Source organism: Sorangium sp. So ce834 (assembly GCF_051521425.1).
In the GTDB taxonomy this organism is placed as follows: domain Bacteria; phylum Myxococcota_A; class Polyangia; order Polyangiales; family Polyangiaceae; genus Sorangium; species Sorangium cellulosum_D.
Map to the genome: position 1 here is coordinate 607,822 of NZ_CP150351.1, position 22,532 is coordinate 630,353.

A 22,532-nucleotide genomic window follows, 5' to 3' on the forward strand; every position below is an offset into this window, starting at 1 on the left:
TGGCGCGGGCGACGGCGGTGGTGGGGGGTGGTGGAGTTGGTGACGGTGGCGGCGCAGCGCGCCTCGGGGCAGGCCCTGGCCCGGGGAGTCGGGCTCGCTCAGCGGTCAGCCATCAGCGCTCAGCGCTCAGCCTTCGCCGGCGGCCCTTGTCACGATCATCAATCGCCGCCGCAATGCACGTCATCGCGGTGAGGCGCGCAGAGCTCGCCGTAGTTGTACGCCTCGAGCCTCTCGAGCAGCGCCTCGCCGCTCGCCCATGCCGAGCGCGGATCGTTCTCGATCACGTTGCTGCCGACCGGGTGGATCCTGAGCCAGGCGTCGGCCGCGGCGATGGTGGCTTCGATGCACGTCGACCAGTTGCCGAGGCCGACGTTGAGCTTGGCGGCGATGAGCTGCTTCGCGAGCAGGTACGTCATGTCGCCCCGGTCCGGGCGGAGCAGGATGGCGACGAGCTGGAGGTTCAGGTAGACCCTGCCGCCGATCGTCAGGAACAGGACGCGCAAGCCGCCCACGTTGTCCGCCCAGTCGTTCGGCGTGGCCGTGCCAGGCGACGTGCACTCGCACACGCCGCAATCCGACGCGCAGCTCGAGCAGTCCTCGGCCCCCGCCGAGCAGACGCCGTCGCCGCAGACGGGCGCGCAGGTCCCGCAGTCGGCGGAGCAGGTCGAACAGCTCTCGCCGCCGCCGCAGACGCCGTCGCCGCAGACGGGCGGACAAGCCCCGCAGTCGGCGGCGCAGGTCGAACAGCTCTCGCCGCCGCCGCAGACGCCGTTGCCGCACGAGGGCTGATAGCCGAAGCCCGCGTCGTGCAGATCCTCGCCTGGCGCGAGCGAGATCACGGCCACGCCGTCGCCGCCGCCGTCATGGTCGACCGTCGGCTCATGCCCGGCGAGCGGCCCGCCGGCCTCGAAATTGTCCGACGCGACCACCACCGTATAGTCACCAGGATAGAGCTCGTCGAAGTGGTAGAAACCCGGCTGGCCGGTCGAGGGGTCGACGCCGGTCACCGTGCTGTCGATGAGCGTATCGCCGTCGAACAGATCGACGACGACGCCGTCCACGCCGAGCTCCGGATCGTAGAGCCCGTCCGCGTCGCCGTCGACCCACACCGCGCCGCCGATCGAGCCGGTTGGCGGCAGATAGCACACCTCGATGAACGGGTGGTTGTCCGGGTTCGGGTGATCGCTGCTCTTGTACGAGGTCCTCCCGGGGAGATCCTCCTCGAGCAGAATACCGTAATTCGGCACGACCCCGCTCACCCAGTCCTGCACGAGCCCCGTGAGGTCGATCTCGCGCCACGCGCCGCCGACGGACTCGAACGACGCGACCACGGCGGGGTCGACGCCGCCGAGGCTGTCCCAGGTGACGTCGGCCTCGCTCCAGGGGGCGAGCACCCGGTGCACGCGCACGGTCTGGTTGGTGCTGCTGTAGGTGGAGACATGGAACCTGGCCGACGAGATGAGCGCGCCCGCGGGGATCGCGCCGAGCTCGAACCCGAACAGGGCCCGCTTCTCGCCGTAGGCGCTCGAGTACCCGGTGTTCACCTCGTAGGAGTCGGGCACGTGGTAGCTCGGGTTGAGACTCCAGATCTCCGCGTCGCGCACGTCGCCGAGCGCTCCTCGCTGGATGACGTCGCAGACGGGCGTCGGCGGATCGGAGGGGCTGGCGGCGCTGGTGGAGGTCGCGAACAGCGCCGCGAGCGCGGCGGATGAGACGATGACGGCCTGTTTCATGGGTTGCTCCTTCTGGTTCCTCGTCGGGGTCGAACCACTGCTGGAGCGTCATCCGAGGTGCAGGCGCCGTGACGCAAGGGTCAGGCTCGATCGTTGTTTGTCGAGCTCTCCTCGAGCAGCACCCCCGCGGCTGCTCGGTCTCCAAACCGGCAACACGGGAGCGCTCGCCTCGATTCGAGGGCGGATGCGCAGAGTGCCAGTATCCGATCTACGCGTATCGATGCGTCCTGTCCAGCCATTTCGACGAGCCACAGAAAATCCGACTCTGCTCTGTGACGCTCATGTCGCTCATGCCGCTCATGCCGCTCATGCCGCTCATGCCGCTCATGCCGCTCATGGCGCTCCTGTGCTCCCGTGTCTTCGGTCGAGGAGCGGTGTCGCCGGCCCTGCGGCGCTTTCCCCAGATCTCTCCCACTCTCTCGGCCGCGGGTTCACCCCGCGAGCCCGCGAGCCCGCGCGGCGCTGTCCACGTTCTCTTGCATCGCCTCACGCGACCTCAACACCTCGCCTCCGGCGCACCGCGCGGCAGCCGCGCGGTGAACGTCGTCCCCCGCTCCGCCTCGCTCTCGACCTCGATCCCCCCGCCGTGCGCCCTCGCGATCTGGTGCGCGATGAACAGCCCGAGCCCGAGCCCGCGCCCCGTGCTCGCCCGCCCGCCGGCCGGCGCCTGGTGGAACGGGTCGAACAGCGTCGCCAGGAGCTCGGGCGCGATCGCCGGCCCGTCGTTGTGCACCTCGACCAGCACGTCCTCCCCGCGCGGCCGGATCGCCACCCGGACGGCGCTCCCCGGCGCGGCATAGTCGACCGCGTTCTGCACGAGGTTCGTCACCATCTGCGCGACCCGCTCGGGATCCCACTGCCCGGCGCCGCTCCCGTGCAGATCGAGCCGGATCGGCACCTCCGCGTGCATCGCCCTGAGCTCGTCGATCGCCCCCTTGCAGATGAGGTAAAGGTCCCCCGGGCTCGGCGCGATCGGGATGCTGCCGCCGAAGCGGCTCCGCGTCAGATCGAGCAGATCCTCGATCGTCCGCCCCATGCGGCGCGCGCTCGCCGCGATCCGCTCGACGCTCTTCGCCTGGCCCGGCGTCAGACTGCCGTGGTGCATCAGCACGCTCGCCGCCAGCGTGACGGACGTGAGCGGCGTGCGCAGGTAGTGGCCGAGCGCGCCCAGGAACCGATCCCGAAACGCGAGCTCCTCGCGCCGCGCGGCCTCCGCCCGCTTGCGATCCGAGATGTCGAGCACCGTGCCGATCATCCGGACGCTGCGCCCCGCGGCGTCGAAGCAGGCGCGCCCCTGCACGCAGACCCAGCGCTCGATCCGGTCGCAGAGCCCCACGAGGCGGTACTCGATGCTGTACTCCCCGCCGCTCGCCGGGTCCTGCGAGCGCAGCACGGCCTCCTGCACGCGCGCGCGATCGTCCGGGTGGATCGCCGCGACGAAGAGCTCGTAATCGACGTCCTGCTCCGGACCCATCCCGGCCACCTGCCGGCAGCGGTCGTCCCAGCGCAGCGCGCCTGTCACGGTGTCGTAATCCCATACCCCCACGCCGCCGGCCTCCGTGGCGAGCCGCAGGCGCGCGGCGCTGTCCTCGAGCGCGGCGCGCGTCGCCGCCTCGATCTCGCGGGCGCTCGTCCACATGCTCGCGTCCACCACCGCGTGGAGGACCTGCGCCTCCCTCACGCCGAGGGAGATCCCCTGTGCGGCGCACACCTCGATCAGCGCCGCCCGGAGGTGCGACAGCTCGCGCAGGGTCGCCGCGACGCAGCGGACCTGCGCGGCGCGGAGGCGCGCGTGGTCCTCGATCCGCTCGTGGGCGCTCGTGGGCTCCCCGTCCTCGCCGGCGCGGAGCTCGGCGCGCCGGCTCGCCGCGAGCGCCTCGATGAGATCATCGAACAGCCTAGGGACCTCGTCCGCCAGCAACGGACCCCCGTGCCGCTGCGCCGCCGCCCTCGGATCGTCGAGCACCCGGCGCGTCCAGCGCTCGAGCACGTCGCGCTTGCAGCTGCGCAGCCTGGCGGGGAGGGAGGTCTCGAGGGGCGGACCGGCGTCATCCATCGACACAAAAGCGAGCGCGCGCCACCGCGGATGTCACGTGAGGGCACCCCCTGATTGGCGCGTCGGTGGCCGTCATACGAGCTCGCGCACGCGCCGAGCGCTCTCACGGACGAGAACGACGCGACGGCGAGGAGACGGGCCGCCAGGGCACCGCGAGGAGAAAAGAAGAGAGAAGGGGAGGAGCCGCCGAGGAGCCGAGAGCGTCGATGAGGAGAGCAGAGAAATTCAACCCAGCCATGGATCCATGGCGACAGAGGAGAGAAACGGCGAAAGCGCCACGGCCGAGAGAGCCAGGAAAGCCCTTTCTGATAGGGACACGGGAGCCGAGGGGCGGAATCCCGCCTGTCGCGCCGGTCCGCCGCCGCGAAGCCGTCGTGGGGCGACTCGCTCCGTGCGTCAGAAATCTCGCCAGAAAAACCGGTCGATGACGCCCGCGGTGAAGGCGACACGGCGGGCGAGCTGCGCGACCGAGCGCAGATCGGCGTCCATCACGTGGGCGCCTGGACGTGGACTCGCCGGACCCCGGGCTGCTTCGCGAGCTGGTCAATCAGCGTCTCCACGCCGATCGCGTTCGGGATCCTCGCGTCGAGCGTCACGTTGACGCGCCGCTTGTCGTCGAGGCGGCGCTCGTAATCCATGTCCGAGACGACGGCCCCGAGCGCTTCGAGCACCTTCATGATGTCGGCCACGCCGGCCGACTCCTCGCCCAGGACGAGGGCGATCCGGCGCCGGGTGCTGCGGTCGTCCTTGTCCTCGAAGCGGCGGAGCGCCGTGAGCGCGAGCACGCCGAGGAGCGTGACGACGACGGCCTCGACGTACATCGCCGCGCCCGAGCACATGCCGATCGCCGTCACGAGCCACAGGCCCGCCGCGGTCGTGATGCCCTGGACCGTGGTCCCGGTGCGCAGGATGGAGCCGCCGGCGAGGAAGCCGATGCCGGCGACGATCGACGCGGCGATGCGCGAGGAGTCGACGACGACCAGATCGTCCTTTCCGTAATGCTGGAAGTAGACGAACTTCACCGAGATGACCATGAACGTCGCCGCGGCCATCGCGACGAGCAGGTGCGTCCGGAGCCCGACCTGGCGGCCGTGGCGATCGCGCTCGTATCCGATGACGCCCCCGAGCGCCGCGCCCGCGGCGATCCGGATCAACAGGTCGACGTGCATGGTGTCCATCTGTGCTTGCACCTCCCGTGGGCGGCCGAGGCTCGCGGCGCGCTTGCGCCCGCGCGCGTCCTCGCCGGACGCCGTGGCGACGCGTCCCCGTACGTAGGGCTCGCCGACGCGCAGGGGGAGACGAGGCCGCCGGGCGGCCTTGCCGGCGTCATCGCCGCTGACGCCGGGCGCCCGACGCGGCCGCGCGCGGCTGCGACGTCGAATCGCTCGCCGGCGCCGGCGACGCCGGCTCGTCCTCGCCGCCGGACCGCGGCGCGGCGGGGAGGGGATCCCCGATGTCGTCGAGCTCGCGGTCGAGCTCGCCCTTCTCGGTGCGGAACGCGTCGCGCTGATCGGCGGGGAGCTCCCGCAGGCGCGTCGCGAGCAGCGTCTCCGCGTCGAAGTAGACGCCGTTGCGGCTCGCGCTGAAGTGCAGGTGCGGCCCCGTCGACCGCCCGGTCGACCCCACGTAGCCGACGAGCTGATGGGTCGCCACGTGGTCCCCGCGCTTCAGGCCCGCCGCGAACCTCGAGAGGTGCGCGTAGCCTGTCTCGACGCCGTTGTCGTGCTGGATCGCGACCCACTTGCCGTGACCACCGTGCGGCCCCACCCAGGAGACGGTGCCCTCGAGCGCGGCATAGACCGGGGTTCCCGACGGCGCGCCGTAGTCCGTGCCCTCGTGCGGCACCACGCGGCGCAGGATGGGGTGCATCCGCTTGGGGTTGAACGGCGACGTCCGACGCAGCTTGGCGAGCGGCGCCTGCCACTGGCTCGGCACCGGCTCGCGTCCCTCTTCGTCGACGAGCCGCCCCGTGGCGCTGCCGTCGAACCGGTAGAAGCGGGCTTCCGGCTGCCCGGGCGCCCGCACGTCGAGCGCCAGAACACGAGGCTCCTCCGGCGCCCTGGCGGCGTCGGCCACGGCGCGGACCACCGCCCCGCGACGGAGCCCGTGAGGGAGGCGCCGCGCGAGCAGCTCCTCGGCTGCCCGCCGCACGCTCGCCTGCGGCTCCGCCGGCTCGCCCGGAGCTCCCACGGTCCAGGCCAGCGCGAGATGCGGCTCTGCGCCCGCGTCGGGCGCCGGCGCGGGAGGCGGCGCGTCAGAAGGCCGGGCGCTCGCGAGCTGCCGGCTCGCGGCGTCGAGCGACCTGTCGATCTCGATGGCGCGCACCGTGAACCACACGACCCCGACGCCGAGCAGCCCGAGCCCGAGCCACACGGAGGCCTCGGTGCGGGGCGACCAGCCGTCGGAAGTGGACTCGGGTCGCTTGGGGCTTCCACCGGCCATCCGAGATCACCTTGCGCTATGGCACCGACGAGCCTTGGCGGCAGTGACAGGGGCACGAGACATGCGGACGGCACGCACGCTATGCGAGAGCGTCGCTCGCGTCAACCCCGGCCGCCCGGCGGGCCCCCCCGTCACGGACGCATCCCTGGCGCGGCAGGTCTCCTCGGGCACGCCAGCGCTTCGCCACCTCCGACCGGCCTGCCACGGACCGGACGAGCTCGAACCTCGCGGCGCTCGGCCCACCTGCTCCCAGGCGGTTCTTGAATGATTGTGCCTACTTTTTAACCGTCGAATGTATGAAGTCCAGCTTCCACTCGTTTCCAACCTTCTTGAAGGTCGCGCTCTCCAGCCAGTCGCGCGTCGTGAGGCTCGTGTCGTCTTTTACGAACTCGCCGTGGTTGAAATATCTCATGCTTCCAGAGGCGTTGTCGACGTTGATCGTGAAACCATCGAACGAGTAAGTGGCTTTGACTATCGGAGATTTGTTGATGATGTCGATCAGACCGTCGTTGTTTATCACCTTCCCGTTCTCGTAGATGACAAAGTCAGTCGTTGTTAGGGATTTCATCCCTGTGAAATCCTTCTTGCTGATGCAGTCGAAATACGAGACCAGTACTGCTTTCAGATTCTCAGGGTCGTCGTGTTTGCTGGGCTGGCAAGCGGACAATGTTGCGACGAGAGCCAGGGGAATCGATGTGGTTTTCATGGCGAGTATCAGTCGCTGCTACTGCTGGTGGCCGCTTCCAATCATCCTTCGTTGGCAACCGATCACGGGCAGGATCAACGGTCGGTCACCCCTCGCCTCCGCGGCGTAGACGTCGCGCCCGCCGAAATGTCGAAGGCCCGAGGGCTGCCGCCGTCGGGCCTTCTGGAGCTCCGCCTCGTCGGAGGTCTCTATCTTATATCACAAGCCGGGCTCCAGGTCCAGAGAGCGGCGATCGGAGCCTATTGCCTTCGTCCGTCTACCGCCTCGCGCCACCATGACCACATGGCAGAGCCCGCGGGCGGGGGCAGGCCGTGACAAACAAAATCTGAAGGATCGCTCGCCGGGACGGCATGAAGTCCGGTGAGGTGCAGGGATCCGGCCGACGAACCATCCCTCGACTACGTCGGGCGACGCCCCTCGAACGAACGTCGACCATCCTCTTGATACAATTCGACGGAGTCTACTATGAAAATTTACGTCATTCTTGCTTCGTCAGCCCTCCTTTCGGCGTGCATGGGAGAGGCGGACGGCGTCTCCGCCCACGGGACCGACGGCGATTCCGCCGCCATCATCGGGGGCACGGTCGATGCACCTGTCAATGGCGCGGGCGCGCCGCCTTCGGGGGCGCGCCCGCCGACGCGCGAGGAGGCGGAAGCGATCCTCGATCGCGTGGTCGCGCTCTACCAGGACCACGCCGCGGCCGCGAATCCGGCAGGTACCCACGAGATCTCGTGGAGGATCGACTGGGACAGCGATGCGGTCAGCGCCCATGTGCTGCTCAACGCCGGGGAGGACTGGACCATCGATGTGAGCAAGGGATGGCTCACGGCCTCGAGCATGACGACGGAGGTGTTCGCGCTCACGATGTGCCACGAGATGGGGCACTTCATCGGCGGGTTCCCGTTCAAGACCTCCGGCCGCGGGGACAGCACCGGCGCGCTGGGCACGTCGGTCGCCGCCGAGGGACAGGCCGACTACTTTGCCACCAAGGATTGCCTGCCGCGGCTGTGGGCGAATGACACCGAGGCCAACGCCGCGGCGTTCGCCGAGCTCGACCCCTCCGCGCGCGAGCGCTGCACGACGGCCTACAGCGACCTGGCGAGCCAAGAGCTCTGCGGCCGGATCCTGCTCGCCAGCCTGCAGACGGGGCGGCTGTACGAGGAGCAGGCCGTGCTGCAGGCGCCCAGGGAGCTCGTCTACCCGCGGCTCGACACGCCGGACACGACCGAGGCCGCGGTGACCAAGGAGGGCCATCCTCCGTCCCAGTGCCGCCTCGACACGCTGGTGGCGGGAGCCGTGTGCAGCGTGAAGGCGACGGGGACCGAGATCCCGGGGTTCGTGCCGCCGTACGGCGAGTACAGCGCTGCGAGCGAAGAAGCGGCGCGCCCGTTCGCGTGTCAGACCGGCCCCGGGGCCCGACCGAGGTGCTGGTTCCAGCCGGACACTGTCGTCACCGACTGTTCCGAGCTCGGTGAGCAAGCGTGCGTCGTCGAGGACGGGGCACATGGGGTCCGGTACTGTGGCACGACGACCGGTGTGAGCTATTACTGGTGCTTCCCAGGCGAGGTGTGCAAGACGAGCAGCTACGGCACCTCGGACTGCTATGCTCCCGATGTCGATCCCGACGAGGGGTCTCCCTGAGTGGCCGAAGTCCGGCCGTCCCTGGTCGGATTTCGGGCGGGCGGGCTAGAACGCTCCCACCACGCTCACCCCGCCGCCCTCCGGCCAGAGGAGCGGCACCACGCGCGCCTGCACCCGCCCCGGCGCACCCGGCCTCGCGCCGGCGGCGCTCGCGCCCTCGGCGCCCGACCGGCCCGACGTCAGCACGAGGATCGCCCCCGCGCCGAGCGCGGCGACGCCCACGCCGATGCCGATCGTCGACACGAGCGCCTTGGTCTCCGCCGCGTCGATCTCCTCGCGACCCAGAGGAGTGCACTGCTTGCCCGGACAGAGCGCCGGGTCCTTCTCCGCGTCGCTCGCCTGCCCCGCCGCGAGGATCCCGAACACCGCCCCCACGCCGAGCACCGCCGCGCCCGCGCCCCCGATCACGAAGCCCGCGGTGCGCAGCCCTTCGCCGCCGCCCCCGCCGGCGCTGCCACCCGCGGCGATCCCGGCGCTGCCGGCGCCGCCCGCCGCCGGCCCCGGCGGCGCCGCGGCCGGCGTCGCGGGCGGCGCGGGCTGGAGCTTCGGGACGGCGATCGCCTTCAGATCCGCGCTCTCGCCGACCTGCACGGTCGTCGACCACACCGAGTAGCCGCTCGCGGTCGCCTCGATCTCGTGCGACCCCGGATCGATCGGGATCGGCGTGCCCAGCGCGGCCGCGGGGATGTCGTGGCCGTCGACCCGCACCAGGAGGCCGGGCGTGCCCTCCGCCTTGAGCACGATCCTCGAGAGCCTCGGCTCCAGCGCGCCGATGTGCTCCTGCGCGAACGCCTCGCGCGCGGCGTTGCCCTCCTTCTTCGAGGCGAAGAGCGCCTCCTTGAACTGCCCCCACGCCGTCGCCGTCTTGCCGAGCGCCTCGTTGCACAGCGCCAGGTTGAGCAGCGTGCCCGTGCCAGGCCGCAGCCGCTGGCTCTCCGCCAGCTTGGGGCACGCCTCCGCGTACGCCTTCGCTTCCATCAGGCGGCGCCCCTCCTCGAACAGCGTCTGGGCGAGCGTCGGGTCGCTGCTCATGCCCTGCGCCAGAGCGCCCACGGGCGCGAACAGCGCGGCCGAGGCGAGGACGACCGAGGCGACGGCGAGTCGAGCGCGACGGATCGCGCGGGGCGCAGGCAATCTCGAGAGGATCATGGCGGTGGGCTCAGTGCGGGTCGTTGAGGTCGATGCCTCGGGGAGGACGCTGGGTGGATGGCGCTGGCGAGGTGCGGGCGGCCGACCCGCCGCGCCCCGCAGGCGCCCGGGGGGGCGCAGCCCTCGTCGGCACCGATGCAGGCGTCGACGCCGAGGCGCTCGCCGACGCCGAGGCGCTCGCCGCGGCGGCGGCCGTCGCCGCTCCGGTCGGCAGGATCGTCGGCTCGTCCGGCGTCGACGCCCCGGCGCCGGGCGCAGGCGGCTCCGGGGCCGGCGCCGGCGCGGCGGTCGCCGTCGCGCTCGCCGCCTCCGTCGCGCTCGCCGCCGGCGTCGCCGCCGCGCCGCCCGCGTCGTCCGCGTCGCCCCTGCGGAGCATGAACACGCCGACGGCGAGCACCCCGAGCACGAGCGTCGCCGAGAGCAGCGCGATCGCGATGATCACGGCAGGGGAGGCGGGCAAGCCGGGGAGCCGGCGCCCGTCCGAGGAGATCCCCAGGTGGGTCGACGAGGCGAAGGTCGCCGCGGCGCGCGAGCTCATCGGCGCGCTGTACGGGCCGGGGACGATCTGCTGATGCGGCGAGAAGCCGTCCGGCGGCACCGGGCTCGGCCTGCCGCCGTCGCCGGGCGGCGCCGGGCTCGGCCCGCCGCCGTCGCCCGGCGGCACGCCCGGCGACGACCCCCGGGAGAACGGCGACGGCGGGTACGGGAAGGGCGTCGTCGCCTGGGCGACCGGCGACGGCGGCCGGGAAAACGGCGACTGCGGGTGCGGGAAGGGCGTCGTCGCCTGGGCGACCGGCGGCCGCGAGAGCGGCGACCCCGCGCCGGGCAGCGTCCCGTTCCGCGGCGGCGGCGCGACGTCGGCGAGACCGGCGCCCGCAGACGAGGGGAGCCCCGGCCACGACGGCTCGCGCAGCGCCGGCGCCGAGGCCCGCGGGTCCACGGAAGCGAACGAGGGCTGCGACGCCCGGTGCCCGCCGGCGGCCGCGGCGTGCAGCGACAGGCCGCCCATGCGCGCGATCCGGACGAGCGTCGGGTACGTGCGCGCGGGCGCGAACGGGGCGAGCGCCACGACGAGCTCGGCGACCGACGCGTACCGCTGCTCGCGCTCGCGGGCGTAGGCCTTCTCGAGCACCGCCGCGAGCGGGGCGGGCACGTCGGGGCGCAGGTCCCGGAGCGGCGTCGGGGTGCCCGTCAGCACCTCCGAGCAGAGCTGCGGCAGCGTCTCCGCGTAGTACGGCTGCCGGCCGGCGAGCAGCTCGTAGAGCGAGACGCCGAGCGCGTAGATGTCGGTGCGGTGGTCCACCGAGCGCGTCTGCCGCATCTGCTCCGGGGACATGTACAGCGCCGAGCCCAGCGCCGCGTCCGTGCCCGTCAGGACGTCGACGGCGCCGGTCGTCATCTTCGAGATGCCGAAGTCGAGCACCTTGACGAGCGGCGAGCCGTCGGCGCGCGCCGTCAGGAACAGGTTCGCCGGCTTGAGATCGCGGTGCACGATGCCGAGCCCGTGGGCCTCGGCGATCGCCTCGCTGCCCTGGACGATGTAGTCGACCGCGTCCTCCAGGCCGAGCACGCCCTGGTCCCGGAGCAGGCGCGCGAGATCGCTCCCGGTCAGGAGCTCCATGACCATGTACGGGGCGCCGTTCTCGAGCGTGCCGACGTCCGAAACACGGGCGACATGCTCGCTCTTGATCCTCATGCCCGCCTTCGCCTCGCGCAGGAAGCGGGCCGACCCCTCCGGGTGCTCGGTGAACGCGGGCAGCAGGAACTTCAGCGCGACGTGCTCGTCGAGCACGATGTGCCGCGCCTCGACGACCACCCCCATGCCGCCCTGGCCGATGATCCGCTCCACGCGGTACTTGCCGGCGAGCACGGTCCCCAGCTCGACCGGGGCCAGCGAGGGCTGTTTCGTCTCGGAACCCGACACAGCGCGCGATGATCACCGCTTCGCCCTCGGACGGCAAGCACGCGGCGCCCGCGCGGGGCGCCGCGCCGCACGGCAGGCAGAACAACGCGAAAGATGCAGCAACGCGGGCCGCCGCGCGCCCGCGCCGCAGCACGGTTACGTCGTTGCTCGCTCGCCGTCGCTCGTCGCGCCGCGCTCGTCACGCCCGCAGCACGGCCGCGCCGTCGCTCGTCGCGCCGCGCTCGTCGCGCCCGCGGCACGGCCGCGCGGACGCTCCGCCGCGCCCGCCACACCGCAGCGACCCGCGCCGCTACACCGCCGTCTTCGAGCCGAATCCTCCTGGAAACCAAGGCGTCGTACGTCCGGAGCGCGTCGCGGAGGGCGAGACGGAACGGGGGCACTTCTGGTTGGATAGGACCACCCCCGGAGACAAACACCGTGCGCCTGCTCATCCAGCACCGGACCCGTTACACGTATCCCCGCCCCACCTCGCTCGGCCCGCACCTCATCCGGCTGCGGCCCGCGACGCACGCGAAGGCGAAGATCGAGTCGTACAGCCTCAAGATCGACCCGCCCATCGCGGCCCACTGGCAGCAGGACCCGTACGGCAACCACGTGGCCCGGGTGCTCCTGCCCGCGGGCGAGCGCGTCCCGCACTTCGACATCCTCGTCGAGCTCGCCGTGGACGTCCGCCCCGTCAACCCGTTCGATTTCTACCTCGACGAGCGCGTCGAGCAGGTCCCGTTCGCGTACCCGGCCGAGCTCAAGCAGGACCTCGCCCCCTTCCTCGACAGCGCCGATCCGTCGATCGCCCGCGGGCCGTTGCTCGACGAGTTCCTCGCCGGGCTGCCCTCGAAGGGCGACACCGTGTCGCTCATCGTCGCGCTGAACACGGCCGTGAACCGGCGCGTCAAGTACGTCATCCGCGAGGAGCCCGGCATCTGGACGCCGGAGGAGACGCTCGCGCACGGCCGCGGCAGCTGCCGCGACTCGGCCGTGCTGCTCATCGCCGCCCTCAGGTCGCGCGGGCTCGCCGCGCGCTTCGTGAGCGGCTACCTCGTGCAGCTGACCGACGAGGGGATGATCCCCGACCAGCCGCGCGGCGTCAGCCGGGACGTCGTCGACCTGCACGCGTGGGCCGAGGTCTTCCTGCCCGGCGCCGGCTGGATCGGCCTCGACGCGACGAGCGGCCTGCTCTGCGGCGAAGGCCACATCCCGCTCGCCTGCACGGCCTCGCCCGCGCTCGCGGCGCCGGTCGAGGGCACGAGCGACACGCGCGCGACCGACGTGCTCTTCGAGATGAAGGTCGGCCGGCTCGGCCACGAGCCGCGGCCCACGACGCCCTACGAGGAGCCCGTGTGGCAGGAGCTCCTGTCCGTGGCCGACCGCGCGGACGCGCGGCTCGCCGCCGCGGGCCTCACCCTGACCATGGGCGGCGAGCCGACGTTCAACTCGCGCGAGTACCCGGACGCGCCGGAGTGGCACGAGGGCGCGCTCGGCCCGACCAAGTGGTCGCAGGGGCTCCGGCTGGCGCACGAGCTCCGGCGCCGGATGGCGCCGGGCGGCGTCGTGCTGCTCCGCGCCGGCAAGCACTACCCCGGCGAGAGCCTGCCCCGCTGGGCCCTCGAGATCATCGGCCGGCGCGACGGCGTCCGCCTCTGGACCGAGATGTCCGCGGCGCGCCACGCGGACCCCGCGTCCTCGACGGGCCGCTCGCCGCGCTCGAAGAACGCCGCGCTCTCGCGGAGGTTCGCCGAGGCGCTCGCGGCGCGGCTCGGCGTGGCCGAGTTCCTGCTGCCGGCCCACGAGGACCCGTGGCGCCACCTCCAGGACGAGGCGAGCCTGCCCGTCGACGTCGACCCGCTCCAGGCGAACCTCGACGACTCGGAGGAGCGGCGGCGCCTCGCGCGCGTGCTCGACCGGGGGCTCGGCAGCGAGGTCGGCTTCGTCCTGCCCCTCGCGCGCCAGTGGGGCGCGTGGATCAGCGAGCGCTGGGGCTTCCGGCGCGGGCACCTCTTCCTGCTCCCGGGCGACGGCGCCATCGGCCTGCGCCTGCCGCTCCGCTCGCTTGTCGCGGTGGCCCCGCCGCCGCCGCTCGAGGAGCTCGTGTCGCCGCCCGACCCGCGGCGCGGCGATCCCGAGGCCGCCGAGGCGGCGGAGAAGCAGCGCCGCGTCGAGCTCGCGGAGGGCGACGGCGACCCGGAGCACGCCGAGACGGCCCGCGCGCGCGCGGCGCAGCGCCACGCCCACGACGAGAAGCGCGCCGTGCACGCCCAGCGCGCCGCGCCGGCCGCCGGGCGATCGGGCTACGGGGTGCGCACGGCGCTCTGCGTCGAGACGCGCGACGGCACCGTCCACGTCTTCTTGCCGCCGCTCCTCGCGCCGGCCGACTTCTTCGAGCTCATCGCCGCGATCGACGCGACCCGGCTGGAGACGGGCATCGACGTGCTGCTCGAGGGCTACCCGCCGCCGCCCGGCGCCGACGTGCTCCGCTTCTCGGTGACGCCGGACCCGGGCGTGCTCGAGGTGAACCTCCCGCCGACCGACGGGGTGCGCAAGTACGCGTCGCTCCTGGAGACGGTGTTCGACGCGTCGCTGCACAGCGGGCTGCACTGCGAGAAGTACCTGATCGACGGGCGCATGGCGGGGAGCGGGGGCGGCCACCACCTCACGTTCGGCGGCCCGACGCCGCTCTCGAGCCCCTTCCTACGCCGGCCGGATCTCCTGGCCAGCCTGCTCACCTTCAACCAGCACCACCCGTCGCTCTCGTACATGTTCGCGGGCCTGTTCGTCGGCCCGACGTCGCAGGCGCCGCGCGTGGACGAGGCGCGCCACGAGAACCTCTACGAGCTGGAGATCGCGCTCGCGCGCGCGTTCGAGCGCCGCGAGGACGAGCCGCCGTGGCTCTCGGATCTCCTGTTCCGCCACCTGCTCGTGGACATGACGGGCAACACGCACCGCGCCGAGGTGAGCATCGACAAGCTGTTCGATCCGCAGACGGCGCACGGCCGGCAGGGGCTCATCGAGCTGCGCGCCTTCGAGATGCCGCCGCACTTCCGGATGGCGGTCGCGCAGGCGCTGCTCGTCCGGACGCTCCTCGCCTCGTTCGCCGAGAAGCCCTACACCGGCCAGCTCGTGCGCTGGGGCCAGGCGCTGCACGACCGCTTCCTCCTGCCGTACTACCTGTGGCGCGACTTCGAGGACGTGCTCGATTACCTCGAGCAGCGCGGGCTCGCCCTGCCCGCGGACGCGTACCGCCCGTTCATCGAGCTGCGCTGCCCGGTGGTGGGCACGCTGCACGCCGGCGACGTGATGCTGGAGGTGCGTAACGCGATCGAGCCGTGGCACGTGCTCGGCGAGGAGCTGACCACGACGGGCACGTCGCGCTACGTGGACTCGTCGATGGAGCGCATCGAGGTGCGGGTGAAGGGGCTCACGCCGGAGCGCCACACGGTGCTCGTCAACGGCCACGTCTTGCCGCTCCGGCCGACGGGGACGGCGGCGGAGCTCGTGGGCGGCGTGCGGTTCCGCGCCTGGGCGCCGCCGCACAGCCTGCACGCGCACATCGGCATCCACCACCCGATCCACCTCGACATCGTGGACACGTGGGGCAAGCGCTCGATCGGCGCGTGCGCCTATCACGTGTGGCACCCGGAGGGCCGCGCCTTCGACGCGGCGCCGCTCACGCGGTTCGAGGCGTCGGCGCGGCGGGCGCAGCGGTTCACGATCGAGGGGCAGACGCCCTGGCCGGTGGCGGGGAAGCCGGCGGCCCCCCACGGCGACGCGCCGTACACGCTGGATCTGCGGCGCTATCCGATGGACCGGCCGCCGCCGAAGCCGCCGAAGCTCGACGACGAGGGGTGATCGGACCGACGTGGGAGACGAGGTGAGCGCCTGGACGGATGTCAGGCGCTCACGGTCGAGGCGGGTGTGACATTCGATCTCACCGCTCCCGAGCCGCGCGCGGCGCGCTGAAGCCGGGGGAAAGCCCGGACATCGAGGGGCCGAGCCCAGCCTTGGCCCGCGCCGTGTGGCGATTTGCCTTGGATTGACGTGCTGCGTCTACCGGCCGCGGCGGCCCGATGTCCGCCGCCGGGCTCGTCGCGCGCGGCGGCGCGCATCTCCGGGGCTCGCGAGAGCGCGTGAGTCGCGCCGGAAGGGCGGTTGGTACGCCCCCTGCTTGGTGAGTCGATGTCCCCTGCATCGCATGCGGACAGTACACCACGAAGGAGGACAACCCATGATTCGCAAGATGTTGGCTATGCTTTTGGTCTCCACGGTTCCCCTGGCGGCGGGCTGCTTCATCGACGCGGACGACGACAAGGACCCGGGCGAGGGCGACGACAGCTGTATCACCGCGTGCTCGACCGAGCGCGACGACTGCGTCTCGGCGTGCGACGACGACGGCGACTGCGTCTCGGCGTGCGAAGAGGATCACGACTGCGATTCTCTGTGCATCTGAGCGACGAGCGCGCCTCGAGGGCGCGGAGCGCGCCTTGATGGCCCGGAGCGCGCCGTGCTGACGCGCGGCGCGCTCCGCTGGAGCGCCGTCAGCGCGCCGCGCGTAGATGGCTCCTGGCTCCCGCTTCCAGGCTGAATGGCCCGGAGGCGGGAGCGCTCCATGTCGGGGCCCGCGGTCCAGGGCCCGCGGTCGGCCGGGCGGCGCCCTCGGCTCAGCGCGGCCCGGGCAGGCGCCGCGAGAGCCACGCCGAGAGCGAGGGGCGCTTCCGGAGCGTGAGGCGCATCGGCTTGATCCCGGAGGCGAAGGCCGCCTCGGCGAGCGCGGGCAGGAGCGCCTCGTCGATGTTCTTGAGGGCGACCACGCGCTCTTCCCGCCGCTCGATCCAGACGAGCTCGCCGTCCGCGGCCCGCCCGAGGCGCGGCTCGCCCTCGTCGATCGCCGAGCCGCCGTAGAGAGACCACAGCGCGGACTCGACGACCGCCGCGGCGCTCACGTCGTCCCACGCGGACGCCCACGCGGTCCCGGCCGCGCCCGTCTTCCGGTCGCGCACGAACAGGGCGCGATCGCCGTCCCAGGCCGCGGCGAGCGCGCGCACGGCCCCGCTCCCGGGCGAGTCGTCGAGCGGGCGCAGGAGCAGGTAGGAGAGCCACTCGCCGAGCGAGTCCCAGTCGACCGGCTCGAGCCGATCGGCGAGCTCGGGCGGCACGTTCTCCAGCCCGACGCGCACCACGGGATCCTGGCCGTCGAGGGTGAGGACCTGCTGGGTGGTCGCGGGGGTGCGGTCGGAGAAGAGCGCGTCTTGCCGTGACCAGTCGAACGGGAAGGCCTGGTCGGGCGTGGGCGACGCCGCGCTCACGCCGCTCAGGTTGTGGGCGCAATACTCGAACCCGAAGCCGTAGGCGAACGACGGATAGTCGACGAACAGGGCAGGGAGCTCGTTCTCCTCGAGGATCTGCTCCCCGGCCCTGTGGGCGGCGTTGATGATGCCGGCCCAGTTGAGCCGGTCCAGATCGGCGTCGTTCGACTCCTGCATGAGGAAGCGCACCTCGGCGAGCATCGCGTCGCCCTCGATGGCCGCCCTCAGCGCGAGGTGCGCGTCGCTCGTCAGCGTGGCATCGAGGAGCTCTCCGAGGTTGAAGTGCTGGTCCTGGAGCCCGTGCACGTACTCGTGGATGAGCACGTTGTCGTCCACGTCGCCGATGAGCGAGATCGCCTTGCTCTCGGTCGAGTACCAGGCGGCGAACACGTCCATCGATTGGCCGAAGGCGGCGTGCAGGTCGGTGTCCGGCGGGAAGAAGCCGAGTCGGCCGTAGGTGGCGGCGAGCGCGGCGAGCGCTTCCTCGTCGATCGCGTCCGCGGCCTGCTCCGCCTCGGCGTCGACCTCGGCCCGCGCGATGGTGCGGACCGGCACCTCGCGCTCGAACGACAGCTCGCGCACCTCTTCGGCGCGCATGGCGAGCCACGCGAAGCGGCTGGGCTCGGGGTCCTCGTCGCCGCAGCCGGCGGCCAAGGGGAGGGACGACATCAAGAGAACGAGCGCTGGTTGTCTGAAGAATCGACGCATGGCCTTTCACCTCGCTGGCTCGCGTGGAGCCGGGTCCGCGGAGGCATCTCGCTTCCGGCCTCACGCTCCTGGCAAGCGGCCATCTTCGCCCGGCCCGGCGGCGCGTTCCAGCGCCGCGCCCGCATCGCACGATTCTCACGGCGAGCGCTCGCGCGCACGTCCGGGGCGCCGTGTCCGGGCGCGGCCCGGGCCGCGTCGGGCCCCGGGCCACGTTGGGGCCTCGCGCCGCGGCCGGGGCCGCGGCGTGGCCGCCGGCGGGCGCGCCACGATCGTGGCCAGAGGCGGCAGCCTCGTTCAGGAGGCCAGCGCGGCTCAGGCCGCCTGGACGTGGTGGCGCGCGAGGAGATCGTTCTGGATCCAGAGCAGCTTGTTGAAGGCGCGCAGCGTGCGCACCTCGGTCTCGCGGTCCAGGCCGAGGGACAGGATCGTCTGGAGCAGGGCGTCGGAGACGAAGCCCATGAGCGCGTTGATCTGCACGAGCGGGACGACGATCTCGGGATTGCCGGCCTTGGCCGTGTGGATCCGCCCCACCATGTCGAGGTAGGCGACCATCTTCGGGTCGTACGGGTGGGTCACGAGCCGGACGAGGTAGTCGGCGAGGTGCTTCTTGCGGAACTGGATCTGCTCGTGGCTCAGGGTGAGCGACAGGAGGTCCGCCGGCCCTTGCCCCTCGTAGCCGTGCTGCTTCGGCACGAAGTGGCGCTTCGTGGCGTCGTAGAGGAACAGCTTCTCGTACACCGCGTCGACGAGCCCCTGGACCTTCGGGGCGAGGTGCAGCGCGGCGCCGTGGATCGCGGCGATGTCCGCCTCTCCAAAGCCGACGAACTCGATGAGATACCCGAAGCGATATTCTAGATCCGACTCCAGCAGCTTCTCGTCGATGTGTTTCATGGAAACCGGTGCTCCTCTCCGCCTTCGCGGGCCGCGTGCCGCGGGACAACGCAGGGCGACGACACCGGAGCAGCTGTCCGCTGTCAAGCCTCGACTGGCGGGGCGCCGCGGGCTCATCAGGACGTCGCGTCGCGCGCTGTGCGCGCTGGATGCCGTCGCGTCGCGCGATCGAGCGCGGAGAGGCGCCTGCGCCGCCGGGGCGCGCGGCGGCTGCGGCGGAGATCGCGGCGCGCGGCCGGGTAGGGGGAGCTCCGATCCGGAGTGCAGGCTGCGACCGATGGTCGGGCTGGCCTGGCGTCCTTATTGCCAGGTACCGCTGGGGGCGCGATCGGCTTCCCACCACAGGACAGCGGCAAGGAGGAGGCATGCAGAACACTGGACCGAGCGAGGATCCGAAGGGCGCGGGCCCGAAGCCGCCTTTCGAGGGCAAGACCCAGGATCGGCCGGGCATCGAGGCCAAGATGGATCCGAGGCCCGATTACGGCGAGTCGTCGTACAAGGGCCTCGGCCGGCTGAAGGACCGCGTCGCGCTGATCACCGGCGGGGACAGCGGCATTGGCCGCGCCGTCGCGCTCGCGTTCGCCCGGGAGGGGGCCCACGTGGCGATCGCGTACCTGAGCGAGCACGAGGACGCGAAGGAGACGGCGCGGGTCGTCAAGGAGGCGGGGCGCGAGGCGATCACGATCCCCGGCGATCTGGCCGACGAGGCGCATTGCCGGAAGGTGATCGAGGAGACGGCGCGCAAGTTCGGGCGGATCGACATCCTGGTGAACAACGCGGCGGAGCAGGGCAAGGCCGCCGAGCGGTTCGAGGAGATCGACGCCGCGCGCGTCGAGCGCACCTTCCGCGTCAACATCATGGCGATGTTCCACCTCGTCCGGCACGCGTTGCCGCACATGAAGGAGGGGAGCGCGATCATCAACGTGGCGTCGATCCAGGCCTACCAGCCGAGCCCGAACATCCTCGACTATGCGTCGACCAAGGGGGCGATCGTCACCTTCAGCAAGGGCCTGGCGCAGGACCTCATCAAGCGCGGCATCCGGGTCAACACCGTCGCGCCCGGCCCGGTGTGGACGCCGCTCATCCAGCAGTCGTTCCCGGAGGAGAAGGTGGCCAGCTTCGGGAAAGACTCGCCGATGCAGCGGCCGGCGCAGCCGGCCGAGCTCGCTCCAGCGTTCGTGTTCCTGGCCTCGAACGAGGCCACCTACATCAACGGCGAGGTGCTCGGGGTCACGGGCGGCAAGCCGCTCGCCTAGCCCTGGATCGATCGTTCAAGCTCGTCCCTGAGGCCGCAGGAGGGCTCGGCGGGGGCTTACCGTGGACCCGGAGCCAGGGGCGCCGGCGCTGCGCCGCGTCCGGCGAGAGGCCGATGTGATACCGTGCCGACGAGCATGGAGATCGCCAAATCGAAAGACGGCACGGAGCTGGCGTACGATGTCTATGGCAGCGGGCCCGCGCTCATCTACATCACTGGAGCTAGCTGTTTCCGCTCGTTCAAGCCCATCCTGCAAGATGCCAAGGAGTTTGCCAGGGAGTTTACCGTCTACAACTACGACCGCCGAGGGCGCGGCGACAGCGGCGACACGCCGCCGTACTCGATAGAGCGCGAGGTCGAGGACATCGAGGCCATGATCGACGCGGCCGGCGGCAAGGCCAACCTGTATGGCCACTCCTCCGGTGCCGTGCTGGCCCTCGAGGCTGCCCTGCGCCTGGGCGACAAGGTCGACAAGGTGGCGATGTACGACCCTTCCTATGTGCACGACGAGGCAGAGAAGGTTACGTACGGCCGGTTGAGCCAGGAGGTGCAAAGGCTGCTCGATGGCGGCAAAAACAAGGAGGCGATGCGCGTCTTCTTGAAGGGCATCGGCATGCCTGGCATCTTCGTCTGGCTGCTGCCCCTGTTCCCTGGTTGGAAGACGATGGTCGCGCTCGCGCCGACCCTCGCGTACGACATCGCCTTGACCAAGGACCCCCCGCCGGTCGAGCGGGCCGCTCAAGTCGCCGTGCCGACGCAAATCATCGTGGGCGAAAAGAGCCCGGCCGGTATCCACGACGTCGCGCGCCAGCTGACGAAAGCGATCCCCAACGCGAGGTTCGAGCGGATCGCAGGCCAGGACCACATGGTCAGCGCGAAAGCTCTGCTGCCCGTGCTCGCGCGTTTTCTCAAGCGGTAATCCGGGGAGCAGGCCCCATCGCATCGCCGGCGGCGAGAGAGCGCCGCCCCAGGCTCGGAATCGGGCGGCTCAGCCGCTGACCCATGCGTTGATTCGCTCTGCCCAGCCAGGGGGGCCATCGAGGGTGAGGACGAGCCGCCGGTACGGCTCGCCCTCCAGCTCGATGGTCAGCGGATTGTCCTTGCGGCTCCGCAGCGTGTACCAGAACTCCTTGCCGCGATCGGTGTAGTACGTCCCCGCCTTGATCAGCCCGGGCAGCGACGTCCCCGGCGCGCGGATCTGCCGCCACGTGGCGGGCGGAAGCGCCGCTTCCGCCCGCACCACGTGCGCGCGGGGCACCACGATGGGCGCGAGCTTCACGGCCCAGAGCCGCTCGGCGCCCTGGAGGGTGAGGGTCAGTCGATCTTCGTCGATCTGTAGCTGCATCCCGGGAGTCTAGTTCAGCGGGAGCAGCCGGCGATCGGAATTCACCGCGGAATTGCCGCCCTGGAGCGGCGGAGCCTCCGCCGGGGAGCGACCCCGGCCACAGCGAGGTGGAAGGCGCTCGCCCCGCCGCCGGGCGCCCCTTGCGCGCCGGATCGCGGCGCTCGCGGTCGCGCCGGCGCGGGCGAGGCGCTCGCGACCGCCTCCTCGAACCGCCGCGCATCGGGCTCGATCTGGATCAGCTCGCTCGCGCCGAAGATCGTTTGGGAGCGGAGGTCGCCGCGGCTTGGCACCTTCAGGGGCGCATGGCTGGACACACCTCCGAAGAAGAAGAACGGCTGCACGAGGAGCCCCGAGATGGAGTACAGTCGGGTCTCCAGGCCGCCGAGCGTTCGAGCGCGAACGCCCATCTTGCTGGGAGGCTCACAGATGAAGAAAACGTACGCAGGGAGCTGCCACTGCGGCGCGGTCCGCTTCGAGGCCGATATCGACCTGAGCGCCGGGACCAACAAGTGCAACTGCTCCATCTGCACCAAGACGAGGAACTGGAACGCGATCATCAAGCCGGACGCGTTCCGGCTGCTCGCGGGAGAGGACGCGCTGAGCGACTACCAGTTCGGCATGAAGGTCGGGCACCACCTGTTCTGCCGGCACTGCGGCGTGCGCTCGTTCGGGCGCGGGCACGTGGAGGAGATCGGCGGCGACTATGTGGCGGTTCAGCTCGCCTCGCTCGACGACGTCGACCCCGGGGAGCTCATCGCCGCGCCGATCCGGTACGCCGACGGGCGCAACAACAACTGGCAAGCTCCACCGGAAGAGACACGGCACCTGTGAGCCTCGCCGCCGCTGCCCGCGGTGGACGGGCGGAGCAGCCCGGCGAGGTCCCCCGCGCCACCGGCGCCCCTAGGGGCTCTTGATCTGCGTCAGGTCGACGCGAACGCCCAGGTGGAGGAGCGCGTCCTCGGGCCGGGTGAAGGTCCTCACGGGCGTGACATACCCCCTCGAGAGCCGCCCCACCTGGAGCACCCCGATCGCGCTCCTCAGGATGACCGCCGCCCTCTTGAACCCCTGGAACAACCGCGCGTGCGCCTGCCCGAACGTCACCTCGAACCCGTCGTCATTGCGCATCGGTGCGTCCCGGGCGTCCACGAGCAGGAGAGAGCGCGGCCTGGAGATGATCCCGATCGCCTGCTCGATGCGCCGGAAGCTCTGCTCGAGCTCCTCGATGCTCGGATAGGGCAGCGAAGACCGCCAGATGAACACGAGCTGCTGGGTCGGATCGTGATGGACGGCCGTGTACGGGTCCCGCGCGATCTCGCGCAATCCGTGGAGAGGCACGCGCAGATGTTAGGCGGATCGCCGCCTCGCGTCGACCCCCGCGCCGCCGC

Annotated in this window: 18 protein-coding genes; 6 read left to right on the forward strand and 12 right to left on the reverse strand. The window is 71.6% G+C overall.

Annotation, left to right across the window (positions count from 1 at the left end):
- Window positions 1–158: 158 nt before the first annotated feature.
- The 6 genes from WMF20_RS02240 to WMF20_RS02265 form a co-directional block, all read right to left on the reverse strand.
- Entirely contained in the window at window positions 159–1,733 is a 1,575-nt protein-coding gene (locus WMF20_RS02240) for a DNRLRE domain-containing protein (RefSeq protein ID WP_437610293.1), read from the reverse strand.
- 208 nt (window positions 1,734–1,941) lie between these two features.
- Entirely contained in the window at window positions 1,942–2,070 is a 129-nt protein-coding gene (locus WMF20_RS02245) for a hypothetical protein (RefSeq protein WP_437610295.1), read from the reverse strand.
- Between the two features lie 159 nt (window positions 2,071–2,229).
- Window positions 2,230–3,789, reverse strand: a complete 1,560-nt coding sequence (locus WMF20_RS02250; RefSeq protein ID WP_437610297.1) for an ATP-binding protein — start codon at window positions 3,787–3,789, stop codon at window positions 2,230–2,232.
- A 488-nt stretch (window positions 3,790–4,277) separates the two neighbouring features.
- Entirely contained in the window at window positions 4,278–4,967 is a 690-nt protein-coding gene (locus WMF20_RS02255) for an MgtC/SapB family protein (RefSeq protein ID WP_061622987.1), read from the reverse strand.
- 148 nt (window positions 4,968–5,115) lie between these two features.
- Entirely contained in the window at window positions 5,116–6,231 is a 1,116-nt protein-coding gene (locus WMF20_RS02260) for a M23 family metallopeptidase (protein WP_437610299.1), read from the reverse strand.
- Between the two features lie 274 nt (window positions 6,232–6,505).
- Window positions 6,506–6,937 (reverse strand): nuclear transport factor 2 family protein, encoded by a 432-nt coding sequence (locus tag WMF20_RS02265; protein WP_437610301.1) that lies wholly within the window; start codon window positions 6,935–6,937, stop codon window positions 6,506–6,508.
- A 465-nt stretch (window positions 6,938–7,402) separates the two neighbouring features.
- Between WMF20_RS02265 and WMF20_RS02270 the strand changes: the two genes are divergently transcribed.
- Window positions 7,403–8,578, forward strand: a complete 1,176-nt coding sequence (locus tag WMF20_RS02270; RefSeq protein ID WP_437610303.1) for a hypothetical protein — start codon at window positions 7,403–7,405, stop codon at window positions 8,576–8,578.
- A 45-nt stretch (window positions 8,579–8,623) separates the two neighbouring features.
- On the opposite strand, the gene WMF20_RS02275 is transcribed toward WMF20_RS02270, so the two are convergent.
- A complete protein-coding gene (locus WMF20_RS02275; RefSeq protein ID WP_437610305.1) occupies window positions 8,624–9,727 on the reverse strand; it encodes a hypothetical protein in 1,104 nt (367 codons plus the stop codon).
- Between the two features lie 10 nt (window positions 9,728–9,737).
- Window positions 9,738–11,651 (reverse strand): protein kinase domain-containing protein, encoded by a 1,914-nt coding sequence (locus tag WMF20_RS02280; RefSeq protein WP_437610307.1) that lies wholly within the window; start codon window positions 11,649–11,651, stop codon window positions 9,738–9,740.
- 417 nt (window positions 11,652–12,068) lie between these two features.
- Between WMF20_RS02280 and WMF20_RS02285 the strand changes: the two genes are divergently transcribed.
- A complete protein-coding gene (locus tag WMF20_RS02285; RefSeq protein ID WP_437610309.1) occupies window positions 12,069–15,494 on the forward strand; it encodes a DUF2126 domain-containing protein in 3,426 nt (1,141 codons plus the stop codon).
- Between the two features lie 397 nt (window positions 15,495–15,891).
- The gene (locus WMF20_RS02290) at window positions 15,892–16,092 is read left to right on the forward strand and encodes a hypothetical protein (RefSeq protein ID WP_437610311.1); all 201 of its coding nucleotides are present in this window, start codon (window positions 15,892–15,894) and stop codon (window positions 16,090–16,092) included.
- 211 nt (window positions 16,093–16,303) lie between these two features.
- Here the strand turns inward: WMF20_RS02290 and WMF20_RS02295 are convergent, their stop codons facing one another.
- Together WMF20_RS02295 and WMF20_RS02300 are read right to left on the reverse strand one after the other, a co-directional pair.
- On the reverse strand, window positions 16,304–17,656 hold the full coding sequence (locus tag WMF20_RS02295) for a hypothetical protein (protein ID WP_437610313.1): 1,353 nt from the start codon (window positions 17,654–17,656) through the stop codon (window positions 16,304–16,306).
- A 312-nt stretch (window positions 17,657–17,968) separates the two neighbouring features.
- Window positions 17,969–18,547 carry a protoglobin family protein gene (locus WMF20_RS02300; RefSeq protein ID WP_437610315.1) on the reverse strand — a complete coding sequence of 193 codons (579 nt, stop codon included), beginning with the start codon at window positions 18,545–18,547 and terminating at the stop codon, window positions 17,969–17,971.
- Between the two features lie 365 nt (window positions 18,548–18,912).
- Between WMF20_RS02300 and WMF20_RS02305 the strand changes: the two genes are divergently transcribed.
- Window positions 18,913–19,803: an SDR family oxidoreductase gene (locus tag WMF20_RS02305; RefSeq protein WP_437610317.1), complete on the forward strand. Its 891-nt coding sequence runs from the start codon at window positions 18,913–18,915 to the stop codon at window positions 19,801–19,803.
- 135 nt (window positions 19,804–19,938) lie between these two features.
- A complete protein-coding gene (locus tag WMF20_RS02310; protein ID WP_437610319.1) occupies window positions 19,939–20,721 on the forward strand; it encodes an alpha/beta fold hydrolase in 783 nt (260 codons plus the stop codon).
- A 69-nt stretch (window positions 20,722–20,790) separates the two neighbouring features.
- Here WMF20_RS02310 and WMF20_RS02315 read toward each other — a convergent pair whose 3' ends face one another.
- Window positions 20,791–21,147, reverse strand: coding sequence for a hypothetical protein (locus tag WMF20_RS02315; RefSeq protein ID WP_129572818.1), 357 nt, complete (start codon window positions 21,145–21,147; stop codon window positions 20,791–20,793).
- A 426-nt stretch (window positions 21,148–21,573) separates the two neighbouring features.
- On the opposite strand from WMF20_RS02315, the gene WMF20_RS02320 reads away from it, so the two are divergent.
- Complete coding sequence (locus tag WMF20_RS02320) at window positions 21,574–21,978, forward strand: GFA family protein (RefSeq protein WP_437610321.1); 405 nt, start codon at window positions 21,574–21,576, stop codon at window positions 21,976–21,978.
- Window positions 21,979–22,047: 69 nt separating this feature from the next.
- Here the strand turns inward: WMF20_RS02320 and WMF20_RS02325 are convergent, their stop codons facing one another.
- Window positions 22,048–22,482, reverse strand: a complete 435-nt coding sequence (locus WMF20_RS02325; RefSeq protein ID WP_237244954.1) for a hypothetical protein — start codon at window positions 22,480–22,482, stop codon at window positions 22,048–22,050.
- Window positions 22,483–22,532: the final 50 nt, after the last annotated feature.

Bases quoted from the DNA above. Each gene is read 5' to 3' on its own strand.
- WMF20_RS02240 (WP_437610293.1), bottom strand. From the start codon at position 1,733: ATGAAACAGGCCGTCATCGTCTCATCCGCCGCGCTCGCGGCGCTGTTC.
- WMF20_RS02245 (WP_437610295.1), bottom strand. From the start codon at position 2,070: ATGAGCGGCATGAGCGGCATGAGCGGCATGAGCGGCATGAGCGGCATG.
- WMF20_RS02250 (WP_437610297.1), bottom strand. From the start codon at position 3,789: ATGGATGACGCCGGTCCGCCCCTCGAGACCTCCCTCCCCGCCAGGCTG.
- WMF20_RS02255 (WP_061622987.1), bottom strand. From the start codon at position 4,967: ATGGACACCATGCACGTCGACCTGTTGATCCGGATCGCCGCGGGCGCG.
- WMF20_RS02260 (WP_437610299.1), bottom strand. From the start codon at position 6,231: ATGGCCGGTGGAAGCCCCAAGCGACCCGAGTCCACTTCCGACGGCTGG.
- WMF20_RS02265 (WP_437610301.1), bottom strand. From the start codon at position 6,937: ATGAAAACCACATCGATTCCCCTGGCTCTCGTCGCAACATTGTCCGCT.
- WMF20_RS02270 (WP_437610303.1), top strand. From the start codon at position 7,403: ATGAAAATTTACGTCATTCTTGCTTCGTCAGCCCTCCTTTCGGCGTGC.
- WMF20_RS02275 (WP_437610305.1), bottom strand. From the start codon at position 9,727: ATGATCCTCTCGAGATTGCCTGCGCCCCGCGCGATCCGTCGCGCTCGA.
- WMF20_RS02290 (WP_437610311.1), top strand. From the start codon at position 15,892: ATGCTTTTGGTCTCCACGGTTCCCCTGGCGGCGGGCTGCTTCATCGAC.
- WMF20_RS02295 (WP_437610313.1), bottom strand. From the start codon at position 17,656: ATGCGTCGATTCTTCAGACAACCAGCGCTCGTTCTCTTGATGTCGTCC.
- WMF20_RS02300 (WP_437610315.1), bottom strand. From the start codon at position 18,547: ATGAAACACATCGACGAGAAGCTGCTGGAGTCGGATCTAGAATATCGC.
- WMF20_RS02305 (WP_437610317.1), top strand. From the start codon at position 18,913: ATGCAGAACACTGGACCGAGCGAGGATCCGAAGGGCGCGGGCCCGAAG.
- WMF20_RS02310 (WP_437610319.1), top strand. From the start codon at position 19,939: ATGGAGATCGCCAAATCGAAAGACGGCACGGAGCTGGCGTACGATGTC.
- WMF20_RS02315 (WP_129572818.1), bottom strand. From the start codon at position 21,147: ATGCAGCTACAGATCGACGAAGATCGACTGACCCTCACCCTCCAGGGC.
- WMF20_RS02320 (WP_437610321.1), top strand. From the start codon at position 21,574: ATGAAGAAAACGTACGCAGGGAGCTGCCACTGCGGCGCGGTCCGCTTC.